Raw genomic sequence first — 14,131 nt, 5'->3', positions numbered from 1 at the left:
GGCTACGCCTCGCGCGTGATCTCCACGGTCACGAACAGCGACGACGCGCCCGACCCCGCGTACACCCCGCGCAGCGGCGGCACGTCGCGGTAGTCGCGGCCGTGGCCGACGACCACGTGACGGTCGCCGATGTCGATCAGGTTCGTGGGGTCGTAGCCGTGCCAGGCTCCGCAGAACCACTCGATCCAGGCGTGCGACTCTCCCGTGACGGTCTCGCGGAGCTCCGCCGACGGCCGCGGGTGGAGGTACCCGCTGACGTACCGCGCCGGGATCCCCGCCGCGCGGAGCGCCCCCACGGTCACGTGCGCGATGTCCTGGCAGACCCCGGCCCGGGCGGCCCAGCTCTCGGCGGCCGTCGTCTTCACGTTGGTGACGCCGGGCAGGTACCGGACCGCGCCTCCTACCCTCTGGCAGATCTCCATCGCGGTCGAGCAGGGCGAGGTCGACGCCCCCTTCGCCTCGAGGGCCAGGTCGACGAGGTCGGCCGGCGGCGCCGTCAGCGGCGTCTGCTCGAGGTGCTCCACGAACTGGGCGGTGGCGCCGGCGACGCGGGCCAGGTCGTCCCAGCCCGTCGTCGTCTCGGGGTGCAGCACCGGCCGCAGCTCGACGGTCGAGGTCGCCGTCAGCGACAGCTGCCGGTGCGGCAGCAGCACCTCGAAGGCCGACACCCGGGTGCCCCAGTAGTCGACGTACTCGTGGGTCCCTGCGGCGGGGTCGATGCGGAGGTGCGACGAGAGCACGAACTGCCCCTCGGCGTGCGCCGGCAGCATGCGCGCCTCGTTGTAGCTCGCCACGGCCTCGCCGGCGTAGGAGAAGCCGGTGTGGTGGCGGATCCGCAGCCGGCTCACGATCGCTCACCGACCCAGGTCGGGGCCGCGCTGGTCGGGAAGTACCGCTGGCGGATGGCCTCGGAGGCGGCGCTCGTCGCCGCCTGGACGGCGTCCATCTGGGCCGGCAGGTCGTCGAGGATGTCGCCGATCGGCCGGAACTCGAGCTCGCTGCGCATCTGCCCGAGGATCCGCACTCCCCCGTCGGTCGCGATCACCCGCCCGTTCGACGGCTCGACCTCGCGGAGGCACGCCTCGGCACGGCTGACCGCGAACATCACGCTGCGCGGGAACAGCCGGTCGAGCAGCAGGAACTCCGCCGCGTTGCGGGCGCTCGGCACGCCCCGGTAGGTCCGCAGGTAGGCCTCGTAGGCACCGCACGAGCGGAGGATCGTCGTCCACGACGGCCCCGACGCCTCGGTCAGCGTGCGCGTCGCGAGCAGCCGCGCCGTCATGTCGGCGCGCTCGATCGACCGGCCCAGGGTGAAGAACTGCCACACCTCGTCGCGGCTGGTCGCGCTCTCGATGATGCCGACGGCGAGCGCGCTGCGCTCCCGCACCCAGGCGAAGAACTCGTGCACCTTGTCGTCCGCGACCTTTCGCGGCATGCGGGCGCGGGTCGTGTTGAGGCACTCCCACAGCTCGGTCGAGACGATCTCGCGGGCCCGTCGGGCGTTCTCCCTGGCGGCGCCGAGCGAGTAGGCGATGGAGGCCGGGTCGTGCCGGTCGACGGCCAGCCGGGCGAGCACGTCGCCGCGTGTCAGCGCCTCGTCGGAGGCGGCCTCGCTGCCCATCACCGCGAGCAGGCTGCGGCAGGCGGTGTCCTCGTCGATCCACGGGTCCTCGAGCAGCAGCTGCAGGTGCACGTCGAGGATGCGCGCCGTCCCGTCGGACCGCTCGATGTACCGGCCGATCCAGAAGAGGCTCTCGGCGATGCGGCTCAGCATGGTCGTCCTTCAGTCGTGGTCGTGGGTCTCTGCTGTTGCTCTTGCTGCTGCTGCTGCGCCTGCTGGTCGTTGCGGGGGTCGTCCTGGGGTGCGTGGTCGGGCGTGTGGTCCGCGGCCGCCGCTGCTGCCGCGGCCGCCGCCTCCGGCGTGATCACCGGGATCGACTGCGTCGGCGTCGTCTGCTCCGCGATGAGGGCGCTCACGTCGTGGCCTGCCCAGGCCGCCACGTCGCCGCCGACGATCCAGGTGTCCTTCGACCCGCCTCCCTGGCTGCTGTTCACGACGAGCTGGCCCGCGGGCAGGGCCACGCGCGTCAGCCCGCCCGGCAGCACCCAGACGTCGTCGCCGTCGTGCACGGCGAAGGGCCGGAGGTCGGCGTGGCGGGGCTGCAGGCCGTCGTCGACGAGGGTGGGGATGGTGCTCAGCTGCACGACGGGCTGCGCGATCCAGCCGCGCGGGTCCTGCTGCAGGCGGGTGCGCAGCTCGTCGAGCTCGCGTCGGCTCGCGGCCGGCCCGACGACCAGCCCCTTGCCGCCGGAGCCGTCGACCGGCTTGACCACGAGCTCGTCGAGGCGGTCGAGCACCTCCTCGAGGGCGCCGGGATCCTCGAGGCGCCAGGTGCGCACGTTCGGCAGCAGCGCCTCCTCGCCCAGGTAGTAGCGGATCAGCTCGGGCAGGTACGTGTAGACGAGCTTGTCGTCGGCGACGCCGTTGCCGACCGCGTTCGCGATGGTGACGGTGCCGAGGCGCGCGGCCATCAGCAGGCCGGGCGAGCCGAGCACGGAGTCGGCACGGAACTGCAGCGGGTCGAGGAACTCGTCGTCGACCCGGCGGTAGATCACGTCGACCCGCTCGGGACCGCCGGTCGTGCGCATGAACACCCGGCCGCCCGAGCAGTACAGGTCGCGGCCCTCGACGAGCTCGACGCCCATCAGCCGGGCCAGCAGGGTGTGCTCGTAGTAGGCCGAGTTGAAGACCCCGGGGGTCAGCACGACCACCGTCGGCTCGTCGACCCCCGACGGCGCGCTCTTCTTGAGGGCGGCGAGGAGGCGGGCGGGATAGTCGCCCACGGGGCGCACCTTCATCGAGACGAAGAGCTCGGGCAGCGTCTGTGCCATCACCCGCCGGTTCGAGATCACGTAGCTGACGCCGCTGGGCACGCGGACGTTGTCCTCGAGGACGCACCAGGCGCCGGCCTCGTCACGGATCAGGTCGATGCCGCTGACCTGGATGCGCACGCCGTTCGCGGGGTCGATGCCCGCGGCCTGGCGGTGGAAGTGGCTCGAGCTGGTGATGAGCCCCGCGGGGATCACCCCGTCGGCGACGGCGCGCTGCGGCCCGTAGACGTCGGCGAGGAACGCCTCCAGCGCCTTGACCCGCTGCTTCACGCCCTTCTCGACGTCCAGCCACTCGTCGTGCTCGATCACGCGGGGCACGGCGTCGAGCGGGAACGGTCGCTCCTCGCCCGCGAAGTCGAAGGTGACGCCCTGCGCGAGGTACGAGTCGGCGAGGGCTGCGGTGCGGCCGCGCAGGTCGTCCTGCGTCATGCCCTCGAGGGTCGCGTGGATCTCCTGGTACGCCCGGCGGACCTCGCGGTCGGAGGCGAACATCTCGTCCCAGGCGGGCGCCGGCTGCCTGATGGAGGAGCCCCGGGCCGGGGTCGCCGCGGCGTAGCGGTCGAAGAGGTCTGCCATGGCTCGACGCTACTGACGGGGTGTTGCCAGGGTGTTTCCGGGCGGTTGCGGGCGGGGACGGGGCTCCCGGCGGGGCCAGGTCGGGGCCGGTCGGAGCTCGCCGGGGGCCCGGTCGAGCCGCCGAGCGAGTTCTCGGCGGTCTCATCCGCACGGGCGAGACGCCGCACAGGCGCGGGGACTACCGTCGAGGCAACACGTCAACGTTCCCTGGGAGGACCCATGAGTTTCCGATTCTTGCTCATCGCCATCATCGCGTTCATCGCCTACACCTTCGGCGCGAAGGCCGGGCACGGTCGCTACAAGCAGATCTCGGGCTACGTCGGCTCGTTCTGGAACGACCCCCAGGTGAAGAAGGCGCGCAAGAGCGCCAAGAAGAACGTCGCTGTCGCCCGCAAGGCCGCGATCAAGAAGGCCAAGAAGGCCTCGCGCTGACCTGAGCACGCGTACGTCGACGAGGCCCGTCCCGCTGAGCGGGGCGGGCCTCGTCGTGTGCGCGGCAGGCGCCGCCAGTGCGTCCGGACCCGCGGAACCCGCGCAGACCCTCGCGCGCGCCGAGGGGTGCGCGCGGGTCCGAGGGGTGCGGCCACGTGGGCGCCGCCGCGGTCGGCGCCGCGCTGCGGGCGCTGCGGGCGCTGCGGGCGCTGCGGGCGCTGCCGTAGCGTGGGCGGATGATCCCCGACGCGTCCTCGGCCGGTGACGACCGCCTCCTCGTGGTGCCGGAGCCCGTGCTCGCCGCGGCCGACGGCGACACCGTCACGCCGGTGTGGCTGAACGAGGCAGGAGGCGTGACGTACCGCCTCGGGGACGGTCCCGACCGGCGGTTCGCCAAGTGGGCGCCGCACGGCAGCGGGCTCGACCTGCACGCCGAGGAGATGCGCCTGCGCTGGGCCGTCGAGCACGCCGTCGTGCCGCGGGTGCTCGAGATCGGCAGCGACGACGAGGGCGACCACCTCGTGACCGCGGGCCTGCCGGGCCGCAGCGCCGTCGACCTGCGGTGGGTGCGCGACCCGGAGCGTGCGGTGCGGGCGGCGGGGCACGGGCTCCGCGTGCTGCACGACGCCCTGCCGGTGGACGACTGCCCGTTCAGCTGGTCGGTGGAGGACCGGATCGCGACGAGTGCGCGGGCGCGCACCGCGCCTCCGTCGTCGCACCCCGACTCGCTCGGGCCGGCCCCCGAGGTCGACCGGCTCGTGGTCTGCCACGGCGACGCGTGCGTGCCGAACACGCTGCTGCTCGACGACGGGACGTGGTCGGGCCACGTCGACCTCGACGCGCTCGGGGCCGCCGACCGCTGGGCCGACATCGCCGTCGCGACGATGAGCCTCGAGTGGAACTACGGCCCCGGCTGGGACGCCGTCTGGCTCGACGCCTACGGGATCGACCCCGACCCGCTGCGGACCGCCTTCTACCGGGGGCTCTGGGACGCGACCTGAGGCGCTGGCCGCCGACTACGCGCCGAACCGCGCAGCCCAGGCGTCGAGGTGCTCGAAGACGGCGGACTGGGCCGCGAGCGACGCACGCCAGTCGTCGCCGAGCGTGAGCCCGTGATCGGCCCCCGGGACGGTGACGACGTCTGCTCGGGTCACCAGCTCGGCGGGCCGCCAGAACGGGTCGGCGTCGCCGGCCACGACGAGGTGCTCCGGGCCGGCGTCGCCGAGCGCCGTCCGGACGGCGACGTCGGTGCTGAGCGGCGTGAGCCACGCGCCGGCGAGGCCCTCGCGGAGCGCCCACGGCAGGGCGAGCGTGCCGAGCGACTTGGCCACGACGACGCACGGGCCGTGCGCCCCGGCGGCGCGGGCCGACTCGCGAGCCGCGACCGCCTCCTCCTCGATCAGCGGGACGGGGTCGCCCTCACCGGAGCGGGCGTCGAACGACCACGTGACCGCCTCGACGTGCCAGCCGCGGGCGGCGAGGACGGCCCCCGACCAGGCGAGCAGCGGCGCCGTGACCGCGTAGCCGGCTCCGGGCAGCAGCAGGGCGACGGGCGACCGTGGCTCACGGGCGGCGGCGAGGGTGCGCGACGACATGCCCCGAGCCTAGGAGGCGCGGTGTCCACCGGCGAGGACAGGACGCCGGTCAGGCGGCGGTGCGGCCGCGAGCCCGCCAGCGGCGGGCCAGGTCGCGGCCGTAGAGCACGGCGGCGACGTAGTGCCCGACGAGCCCGAGCAGCAGCACGAAGCTGCTCACGACGACGAGCAGCTGGCCGAGCGCCTCAGGGCCGTCGCCGCCCTCGGAGCCGCGCCACTGGGCCACGACCGCGACGCCGACGAGCAGCATCAGCAGGCCGACGAAGATCAGGGCGGTGCGGACCTTGCCCACCCACGTCACGGGGAAGGAGGCGCCCCCGAACGCGATCAGCGCGATCAGGCTCAGCACCACGTCGGGCAGCAGGATCAGCACGAACACCGGCCAGCTGAGCAGTCCGCCCAGCCAGAAGGCCAGCACCACGACGATGACGGTGAGCCGGTCGGCCACCGGGTCGAGCCAGGCGCCCAGCTCGGAGGTGGTGTGCGTGCGGCGCGCGACGAAGCCGTCGACGAAGTCGGTGAGGAACACGACCGCGATGACGACCATCGACGACCAGTAGTGCTCGCCGACGATGAGCACGACGAAGACCGGCAGCAGGAGGAGGCGGAGGGCCGTGATCGCGTTCGGCACGGTCCGCCACTCGTCGGTGCGGAAGAGGCGGTCGACGAGCTGCACGGGGGCTCCTGGGTCAGGGGGCGGGGCGGCGACGATCCGGGTCGGGCGTCCTGACGATCCTAGGCGGCGGCTCGCAGCGCCACGGCGGAGCGGAGGACGGCGGCCGTCAGTAGCCGTAGTCCTCGAGGGTGCCCGGCGACGTGTCGCCGTCGACGAACGCGTAGCAGAGGACCTCGCGGTCGCCCTCGGCCCAGCTCTGCTCGGTGGGGGTCAAGTAGCCGTACTCGACCACCGAGTCGTCCCAGGGGATGCCGACGAACGACTCGAACTCGGCGTAGCAGCCCTCGTCCGCGAACGCCGTCATCGCCTCGAGGCCGGGCCAGCCGGGCTGCGTGGCGTCGACGGTCGCGTAGGCCTCGTTGTCGTGCTCCTCGTCGCACGGCTGGTAGACGACGCCGTCGATGTCGCCTGACCCCCTGGCCGCGCCCTCGCCGAAGCCGAAGCACTCGCCCACCCTGATGTCGAAGGCCGAGATGTCGGGGGTGCCCCCGGTCGTGCCGGAGCCGCTGCCCGCCTCGTCCGGGTCGCGCTGGACGCCCTGGTCGTCCGCGTCGCCGCCGGTCGTGCCGGGACCGTCGCTCGGCGAGGTCGACGCCGACGCGAGCTCCGCCGCCGAGTGCGCGACGGCGACCGCGGCAGCGGTGCCGCCCGCCAGCACGAGGAGGCCGGCGGCGACGATGCCCCCGATGAGGAGACCCTTGCGGCGGCGCGGCGGCCGGGCGGACGGAGCGGACCAGGTGGAGCCGGGCGCGGTCGACGCGTACGGCGCGTACGGCGTGGGCGCCGTCGCGTGAGGATCGGGCGCGGCCGTCGCGTATGGCGCGGGCGCCGGCGCGCCGAACGCGGCCGGGCCGGGGATCGCGGGAGGAGCGGAACGGGACGTGCGCGTGAACGGAGCGTCCGCCTCCTGCGCGCCGATCGCCTCGACCCAGCGCCAGACGGAGGCGACGACCGCGGTCGCGACGACGGGGGCCTCGGCCTGCAGCGGCACGGCGAGGAACTCGCGACGGCGCTCGCCCGGAGGGGTCTCGCCGCCCTGGTCGGCCCAGAGGCCCGCGACGAACCAGGACGCGCCGTCGTCGGCGAGGTCGAGGAACGCGCGGTGGCCGAGACGGACCCGGACCGCCCCACGCGGGTCGGCCGAGTACGCGGACGGGACGACGGCGATCTCGGCCCCCGTCAGGCCGTGGCGCAGCAGGCCGGCCAGGCGCTCGAGGTCGGCGGGCGTGGGAGGGATCGACGGCGACACGGGCTGCTCCTGACGGGCGGGGCCGGGTGCGACGGCTCCTCGACGGCGGACCGGGTGCGTCCGCCGCGAGGATCGTATCCCGCGCCGCCGACCTCGGACAGACCTCGATCGGGGGCGGACGCACGACGGCGTGCGCCCTGCAGGTGCAGGGCACACGCCGTGGCGTGGCCGGAGGTGCCGGGCCGGGGCTCTCGCTCCGTCTCGGCGAGCGTGCCGAGGAGGCGCGGGGGGCGCCCCGAGGTCAGCGCGAGACGGACTCGAGCGTCGGGTAGTCGGTGTAGCCGGTCGCCCCGTCGGCGTAGAACGTGGCCGGGTTCGGCTCGTTGAGCTCCGTCTCGCGCTCCCAGCGGGCGACGAGGTCGGGGTTCGCGATGGCCATGCGGCCCACGGCGACGGCGTCGGCGTGGCCGTTCTCGACCAGGTCCTTCGCCTCGGCCAGGTCGGTGACCGTGCCGAAGCCGCTGTTGAGCACGACCGCCTGGCCGAAGCGGCGGCGGAGGCGCTGGACGAGCTCGCCGCGCGGGTCGGAGTGCAGCACGCTCATGTAGGCGAGGCCGAGGGGGGCGAGGCCGTCCATCAGGGCGTCGTAGGTCGCGGTCACGTCGTCGAGGTCGGTCTCGACGACGTCCTGGATGTTGTGCATCGGCGAGATGCGGATGCCGACGCGGCCGGCGCCGATCGCGGCGGAGACGGCCTCGGCCACCTCGATGCCGAGGCGGGCGCGCGCGGCGGGGCTGCCGCCGTACTCGTCGGTGCGGACGTTCGACACGGGCGAGAGGAACTCGTGCAGCAGGTAGCCGTTGGCGCTGTGCAGCTCGACACCGTCGAGGCCGGCCTCGAGGACGGCGCGCTTCGAGGCGGTGACGAAGTCCTGCACGGTCTGGCGCACCTCCTCGGTGGTGAGGGCGTGCGGCACGGGGTAGGCGGCCTTGCCGGAGGGCACGTGCAGCTGGCCGTCGATGGCGACGGCGCTCGGGCCGACGATCCGCTCGGTGCCGGTGACGTCGGGGTGCGAGACGCGGCCGGCGTGCATCACCTGCATGACGATGGTGCCGCCGTTCGCGTGCACCTCGTCGGCGACGCGCTTCCAGCCGGCGACCTGCTCGTCGGTGACGATGCCGGGCTGGCCGGTGTAGCCCTTGCCCTCCTGGGTCGGGTAGGTGCCCTCGGTGACGATCATGCCGAGGGTGGCCCGCTGGCCGTAGTGCTCGACCACGATGTCGCCGGGCACGTCGCCCGCGTCGGCGCGGGTGCGGGTCAGCGGCGCCATGGTGACGCGGTTCGAGAGGACGAGGTCGCCGAGGACGGCGGAGGAGAAGAGATCCACGAAGGGGTCCTTTCCGGTGGTGAGGGAGGAGGTGGTCGCGTCGCCTCGCGACGCGTCAGGGAGAGTGCCCGTCGTCGCGCACCTGCGACCCAACCCGGGTCACGGCGCGGTCATTCCGTCCGACGAGCACGGAGGAGGAAGTTCTCAGGAACGCAGCCTCAGGAACGCAGCCCCGGGGAGGCAGCTCCGGGCGGCGCGGCCTCAGGGGAGCAGCTCCGGGAGCGCAGCCCCCGGGAGCGGTCACCCGGTGAAGGCGGTGTGCACCGCGGCGATGTCGTCGCCGCCGTGCCCTCGGTCGGAGGCGGTGCCGTAGAGACCGGCCAGCGCCTCCAGCAGGGAGGTGTCGAACCCGGCGTCGGCCGCGGTCGCGGCCTCGCGCATCAGCGAGACGTCCTTGCGGAGGCCGTCGAGCGCGAACTGCACGGGGTACTCGCCGGCGATCATGCTGGCGCCCTTGAGGTGCGCGTAAGGGGTGTCGGCCTGCCCGCCCTCGATCGCGTCGAGGAACAGCTGCGGGTCGAGCCCGAGCGTCCGGGTCAGGGCCAGCGACTGGGCGGCCGCGGCGGTGACGGACGCGATCCACGCGTTGGCGGCGAGCTTGAGCGCCGTGCCCTGGCCGACGGAGTCGCCCGCGGTGATCGTCTTCGCGCCCATCGCGTCGAGCACGGGCTGCACCCGGGCCAGGAGGTCGGGGGCGCCGGCGGCGAGCATGACCAGCGTGCCGGTCTCGGCGGGCTTCTTGGTGCCGAGCATCATCGCCTCGACCAGCGGCACGCCGCGCTCGGCGGCGAGGTCGACGACCCGCGCGGTGTCGGCGGCGCCGATCGTGCTCGCCTGGACCCAGACGGGGCCGTCGGCCTCGGTGCCGGCGGCGGTCGCGTCGGAGGCGGCGGTCGCGTCGGCCGTGGAGGTCGCCTCGCGCAGCACGCTGAGCACGGCCTCGCCGTCGAACAGCACCGTGACGACGACCTCGGCACCGTCGAGCGCTTCGCGGGCGGTGTCGACGACGGTCGCCCCGACGCCGGCGAGCGGCTCGGCCTTGTCGCGGGTGCGGTTCCACGCCGTGACGTCGTGCCCCTCGCGCAGGAGCGTCCTGACGACGCCCTGCCCCATGATCCCCGTGCCCAGCACCGCGACCTTCATGCCTGCTCCTCGCCTGCGGCCGGGCGTCTCGCCGGGCCGCGTCGTCGTGTTCGTGTTCGTGTTCGTGTTCGTGTTCGTGGTGTCGATCGTGTTCGGTCGACGCACCGATGGCGCCGCGCGCCGCCGGGGTCGACCGTACGCCCGGCCGCCGACACCGGACCCGGGAGGCGCACCGCGCCTCCTGCAGCGGATCCGGGGAGGGGCGACGCGCCTCCGGCAGCCGTTCCCGGAAAGCGTCACGCGCCTCCTCGAGGGGCCCCGGGAGGCGCGGTCCGGGTCAGTCGATGGCGTCCGACCCGAGGGGGTCGCGCCGGATCGCGCGGCGGACCCGCTCGACGACCGACGGGGTCGGCGGCTCGTTGTAGGTGCCGGCCTCCTCCTGGCCGCTCAGTCGTTGGATCGCGGCCATCACCTCGTCCGTCGCGTGCCGCCTGGCGCGACCCGACTTGGCGTCGCCGTGGTGCGAGAGGTCGATCGGCTCGCCGAACTCGACGGTGAAGCGACGGAGGCGCGGCACGGTCGTGCCGACCGGCTGCAGCTCCTGGGTGCCCGTCAGCGCGACGGGCACGACCGGGGCGCCGCTCGTCATTGCGAGCCAGGCGACGCCGGTCCGGCCCTTGTACAGGCGACCGTCGAGCGACCGCGTGCCCTCGGGGTAGATCGCGAAGGCGTGCCCCTCGGTGAGCCGGCCCAGGCCGAGGTCGAGCGCCTGCTGGGCGGCGGCGCCTGCGCCCCGCTCGACGCCGATGGCGCCGATGCCCGAGAAGAACGACCGGCTGAGCCGCCCCTTGAGGCCGGTGCCCGTGAAGTAGGCGTTCTTGGCGAGGAACGAGACCTCGCGCGGGGCCATGAGCGTGATCACGACGCTGTCCATGAACGAGAGGTGGTTGCTCGCGAGGATGACAGCACCGCGGCGGGGGACGTTGCGCCGCCCGACGACCCTCGGGCGCCAGAGCAGCCGGACGAGGGGCACGAGCACGACGCGGCTGAGGAAGGTGAGCACGGCACCACTGTGGCGCAGACGGCATGCCTCGCGGGGCATGCGCAGCATCGTGCGCGTCGCGTCGAACCTGCCGACGAGCCCTCCTGGGGTCCGTTCCCGGACCGGTCGCGGCAGCGACGTCGGCCTCCGCGGAAGCGAGATCTACTCACCCTTTCACCGCCTCCTCGGGCGGGGCGGGTGGCGGGCAGGGCCGCCCCTCTCGCCCGCTGTCGCCCGGTGCGGGGACAACGGGTGTCCCCCTCAGGGAGGATTGCGGCCCGTCCGAGCCCCTCCCTATGCTCGCCGCGTGGGGACTGGACGAGGTACAGGAGCGCAGCGGGGGCTGACGCTCGACGACGGACGACGGACGCAGGGCGACCTCGTCGAGGGGCCGCTCGACGGCCTGCTGCCGCTGCCCGCGGGTCGCGTGAGGCGGGCCGCCTGGCTGCTCGCCCCCGTCTGGCACGTCGGCTTCGCCGTGCTCTCCGTGCTCGGCGCGGTCCACGCCGGCCACGTCGGCACCGTGGCCCCGCTCGCCGCGACGGCGCTCTACGCGACCGCCGGGGCGCTCTTCGCCGCGGTGGCGGCGACGCTCGTCGCCCTCCGCGTGCAGGGCACCCGAGGAGGCACGGTGCCGCTGGTCCCGGTGCGCGCGGCCTACCTGACCACGCCCCTGGCGAGCGCGATGCTGCTCTCTGCGGCGTACGTGACCCGACTGGGCGGCGGGCCCTTCCTCGGCGGGTTCGGCGCGATGATCGCCCTCACCGTCGCACTCGTGATGCTCGCCCAGCGGACGACGGAGCTGCGGCTCGGGTCGGCCGGGCCCGTCTCGGAGCGACGGACGCCGACGGCGCCGGTCGCGATCGTGCCTGCACCTGTGGTGCCTCCCGGCGTCCCTTCCGAGCAGGCTGCCCCGCGCCGCTGATCTGCCGCCACGACTCCTCCGCGCCGACGCGGTCGTTCACGCGAGACCCTGGTGCCTCATACGACCCGAAAGGGACGAGGTGACGCGGGGCCCCGCGTCACCTCGTCCCGTTCGCGTCAGCCAGGCCCGGTATCCGGCTGGGCGGCCCGTCAGTAGTTGTCGTCGGGCGGGACGGACTCGTCGTACGGGTCCCACGGCGGCTCGTCGTCGAACGGGAACGGCTCCGAGTCGGCCGCCGGGGCCGTGCTCGTCGTCGGCGCCGGGCGGGAACTGCGTGCGGCGGGACGACTGCGGGAGCTCGTCTCCGCCCGGAACGACGGGGTCGAGCCAGAGGCCGAGGTCGAGCCAGACGTCGAGCCCGAGCCGGCCGCGCCGGTGCCGGCACCGGACTCGGCCGCCCGGGCCGCCGCCTCCTCGGGGGCGACCCCCGAGACGACGTCGAGCACTTGCTGCCCGTAGGTGTCGAGCTTCTTCTGGCCGACGCCGCTGATGCCCGCCAGCTCGCCCATCGAGCCCGGACGGCTCGACGCGATGCCGCGCAGCGTCACGTCGCCGAAGACGACGTAGGCCGGGACGCCCTGCGCCTTCGCGATGCCCGCACGCCACTGACGGAGCGTCTCGAACAGCGGCACGTCGGCCGCGTCGAGGTCGGCAGCCCCCGAGCCGCCGCGTGACCCGCGCGACGAGCCGCTGCCCGACGACCCGCGGGCTCCGCGGACACGGGGAGCCTTCTCCGGCTCTTTGCGGAGGCGGACCTGCTTCGCCCCCGAGAGCACCTCGGCGGCCGCGTCGGTGATGAGCAGGGTGCCGTAGCCGTCGGGCGAGACCGCGAGCACCGACTGGGCGAGCAGCTGGCGGACCACTCCGCGCCACTCGATCTCGGTGAGCTCGGTGCCGATGCCGAACGTCGAGAGCTGCTCGTGGCGGTTCTGGGTGATGCGCGGCGTCGTGCGGCCGAGCAGGATGTCGATGATCTGCCCCGCGCCGAACTGCTGGTTCCGCTCGCGCTTGAGGCGCACGATCGTCGACAGCAGCTTCTGCGACGGGACGGTGCCGTCGAGGGCCTGCGGCGGGTTCAGGCAGGTGTCGCAGTTGTGGCACGGCGTGCTCGCCTGGCCGAAGTAGCCGAGCAGCTGCACGCGCCGGCACTCGACGGTCTCGCAGAGGGCGAGCATGGCGTCGAGGTGGGCACCGAGCTTGCGACGGTGCTCGGCGTCGCCCTCGGACTGGTCGATCATCCGGCGCTGCTGCATGACGTCCTGCAGCCCGTAGGCGAGCCACGCGGTCGACGGCAGGCCGTCGCGCCCCGCTCGACCGGTCTCTTGGTAGTAGCCCTCGACCGACTTGGGCAGGTCGAGGTGCGCGACGAACCGCACGTCGGGCTTGTCGATGCCCATGCCGAAGGCGATGGTCGCGACCATCACGATGCCGTCCTCTCGGAGGAACCGCGACTGGTTGCGTGCTCTCGTGCCGGCGTCGAGGCCCGCGTGGTACGGCAGGGCGGCGATGCCCTGCTTGACGAGGAACTCGGCCGTGCCCTCGACGGACTTGCGCGACAGGCAGTAGACGATGCCCGCGTCGCCCTCGTGCTCGGCACGGATGAACCGGAGCAGCTGCTGCTGCGGGCCGTCCTTCGCCTCGATGCGGTACTGGATGTTGGGCCGGTCGAAGTCGGCGACGAAGTGCGCCGCGTCGTCGAGCTCGAGCCGACGGGAGATCTCGCGGTGCGTCGTCTCGGTCGCAGTGGCGGTGAGGGCGATGCGGGGCACGTCGGGCCAGCGCTCGTGCAGCACCGACAGCTCGAGGTAGTCGGGGCGGAAGTCGTGGCCCCACTGAGCCACGCAGTGCGCCTCGTCGATGGCGAACAACGAGACCCGGCCGCGGTCGAGCAGCGACTTGGTCGAGTCGAGCTTCAGCCGTTCGGGAGCGAGGTAGAGCATGTCGAGCTCGCCGGAGACGAAGGCCTGCTCGACGGCTCGCCGCTGGTCGGGATCCTGTGTCGAGTTGAGGAACGACGCCCGCACGCCGACCGCCTCGAGGGCGTCGACCTGGTCTTGCATCAACGCGATGAGGGGCGAGACGACGACGCCCGTGCCCGGCCGGACGATCGCCGGCACCTGGTAGCAGAGCGACTTGCCGCCGCCGGTGGGCATCAGCACGAGGGCGTCGCCGCCGCCGACCACCTGGTCGATGATCGCGGCCTGGTCGCCGCGGAACGCGTCGTAGCCGAAGACGCGCTGCAGCACCTCGAGGGGAGCGCCGGCGGGGCCCGACGAGGAGGGCGCGGCGGTGGCGGTGGGTGCGGCGGGGTCGGTCACGCGACGAGTCTAGGAG

General features: G+C 73.9%; 13 protein-coding genes. 3 read left to right on the top strand and 10 right to left on the bottom strand.

Features of this window, described 5'->3' with window-relative positions:
- Positions 1-2 precede the first annotated feature (2 nt).
- Genes IFT90_RS11730 through IFT90_RS11720 form a run of 3 tightly spaced genes read right to left on the bottom strand, consistent with a single transcriptional unit; the run spans position 3 to position 3,468 of the window.
- Positions 3-848 (bottom strand): transglutaminase family protein, encoded by an 846-nt coding sequence (locus IFT90_RS11730; protein WP_123547111.1) that lies wholly within the window; start codon positions 846-848, stop codon positions 3-5.
- Positions 845-1,774: an alpha-E domain-containing protein gene (locus tag IFT90_RS11725; protein WP_192042413.1), complete on the bottom strand. Its 930-nt coding sequence runs from the start codon at positions 1,772-1,774 to the stop codon at positions 845-847. The genes IFT90_RS11730 and IFT90_RS11725 overlap by 4 nt, the downstream gene beginning before the upstream one ends.
- Complete coding sequence (locus IFT90_RS11720; protein ID WP_192042412.1) at positions 1,768-3,468, bottom strand: circularly permuted type 2 ATP-grasp protein; 1,701 nt, start codon at positions 3,466-3,468, stop codon at positions 1,768-1,770. The genes IFT90_RS11725 and IFT90_RS11720 overlap by 7 nt, the downstream gene beginning before the upstream one ends.
- Before the next feature lie 219 nt (positions 3,469-3,687).
- Between IFT90_RS11720 and IFT90_RS11715 the strand changes: the two genes are divergently transcribed.
- Together IFT90_RS11715 and IFT90_RS11710 are read left to right on the top strand one after the other, a co-directional pair.
- Positions 3,688-3,900: a hypothetical protein gene (locus IFT90_RS11715; RefSeq protein ID WP_123547114.1), complete on the top strand. Its 213-nt coding sequence runs from the start codon at positions 3,688-3,690 to the stop codon at positions 3,898-3,900.
- A 236-nt stretch (positions 3,901-4,136) separates the two neighbouring features.
- Positions 4,137-4,901, top strand: coding sequence for an aminoglycoside 3'-phosphotransferase (locus tag IFT90_RS11710; protein WP_192042411.1), 765 nt, complete (start codon positions 4,137-4,139; stop codon positions 4,899-4,901).
- A 15-nt stretch (positions 4,902-4,916) separates the two neighbouring features.
- On the opposite strand, the gene IFT90_RS11705 is transcribed toward IFT90_RS11710, so the two are convergent.
- The 6 genes from IFT90_RS11705 to IFT90_RS11680 all read right to left on the bottom strand — a co-directional run bounded on the left by IFT90_RS11705 (position 4,917) and on the right by IFT90_RS11680 (position 10,941).
- Positions 4,917-5,495 carry a hypothetical protein gene (locus IFT90_RS11705; protein ID WP_244638821.1) on the bottom strand — a complete coding sequence of 193 codons (579 nt, stop codon included), beginning with the start codon at positions 5,493-5,495 and terminating at the stop codon, positions 4,917-4,919.
- A gap of 49 nt (positions 5,496-5,544) precedes the next feature.
- Positions 5,545-6,171 (bottom strand): CDP-alcohol phosphatidyltransferase family protein, encoded by a 627-nt coding sequence (locus IFT90_RS11700; protein ID WP_192042410.1) that lies wholly within the window; start codon positions 6,169-6,171, stop codon positions 5,545-5,547.
- A 106-nt stretch (positions 6,172-6,277) separates the two neighbouring features.
- Positions 6,278-7,420, bottom strand: a complete 1,143-nt coding sequence (locus IFT90_RS17585; RefSeq protein ID WP_192042409.1) for a septum formation family protein — start codon at positions 7,418-7,420, stop codon at positions 6,278-6,280.
- A gap of 241 nt (positions 7,421-7,661) precedes the next feature.
- On the bottom strand, positions 7,662-8,747 hold the full coding sequence (locus tag IFT90_RS11690) for an alkene reductase (RefSeq protein ID WP_192042408.1): 1,086 nt from the start codon (positions 8,745-8,747) through the stop codon (positions 7,662-7,664).
- 240 nt (positions 8,748-8,987) lie between these two features.
- Positions 8,988-9,995 (bottom strand): NAD(P)-dependent oxidoreductase, encoded by a 1,008-nt coding sequence (locus IFT90_RS11685; RefSeq protein ID WP_371812296.1) that lies wholly within the window; start codon positions 9,993-9,995, stop codon positions 8,988-8,990.
- Positions 9,996-10,167: 172 nt separating this feature from the next.
- The gene (locus IFT90_RS11680; protein WP_192042407.1) at positions 10,168-10,941 is read right to left on the bottom strand and encodes a lysophospholipid acyltransferase family protein; all 774 of its coding nucleotides are present in this window, start codon (positions 10,939-10,941) and stop codon (positions 10,168-10,170) included.
- A 238-nt stretch (positions 10,942-11,179) separates the two neighbouring features.
- Here IFT90_RS11680 and IFT90_RS11675 point away from each other — a divergent pair, with 238 nt between their 5' ends.
- Positions 11,180-11,797 (top strand): hypothetical protein, encoded by a 618-nt coding sequence (locus IFT90_RS11675; protein ID WP_192042406.1) that lies wholly within the window; start codon positions 11,180-11,182, stop codon positions 11,795-11,797.
- 149 nt (positions 11,798-11,946) lie between these two features.
- Here the strand turns inward: IFT90_RS11675 and recQ are convergent, their stop codons facing one another.
- On the bottom strand, positions 11,947-14,115 hold the full coding sequence (recQ, locus tag IFT90_RS11670) for a DNA helicase RecQ (protein WP_192042405.1): 2,169 nt from the start codon (positions 14,113-14,115) through the stop codon (positions 11,947-11,949).
- Between the last annotated feature and the right edge of the window lie 16 nt (positions 14,116-14,131).

It is taken from the genome of Frigoribacterium sp. CFBP 8766 (genome assembly GCF_014841435.1).
Lineage (GTDB): Bacteria > Actinomycetota > Actinomycetes > Actinomycetales > Microbacteriaceae > Frigoribacterium.
Note: the sequence above shows the minus strand (reverse complement) of the source record. Positions and strands in the feature narration are given on the sequence as shown.

Excerpts from the sequence above, each read along its gene's own strand:
- IFT90_RS11705 (WP_244638821.1), bottom strand. The coding sequence starts at position 5,495 with ATGTCGTCGCGCACCCTCGCCGCCGCCCGTGAGCCACGGTCGCCCGTC.
- IFT90_RS11715 (WP_123547114.1), top strand. The coding sequence starts at position 3,688 with ATGAGTTTCCGATTCTTGCTCATCGCCATCATCGCGTTCATCGCCTAC.
- IFT90_RS11725 (WP_192042413.1), bottom strand. The coding sequence starts at position 1,774 with ATGCTGAGCCGCATCGCCGAGAGCCTCTTCTGGATCGGCCGGTACATC.
- IFT90_RS11720 (WP_192042412.1), bottom strand. The coding sequence starts at position 3,468 with ATGGCAGACCTCTTCGACCGCTACGCCGCGGCGACCCCGGCCCGGGGC.
- IFT90_RS11680 (WP_192042407.1), bottom strand. The coding sequence starts at position 10,941 with ATGCTGCGCATGCCCCGCGAGGCATGCCGTCTGCGCCACAGTGGTGCC.
- IFT90_RS11710 (WP_192042411.1), top strand. The coding sequence starts at position 4,137 with ATGATCCCCGACGCGTCCTCGGCCGGTGACGACCGCCTCCTCGTGGTG.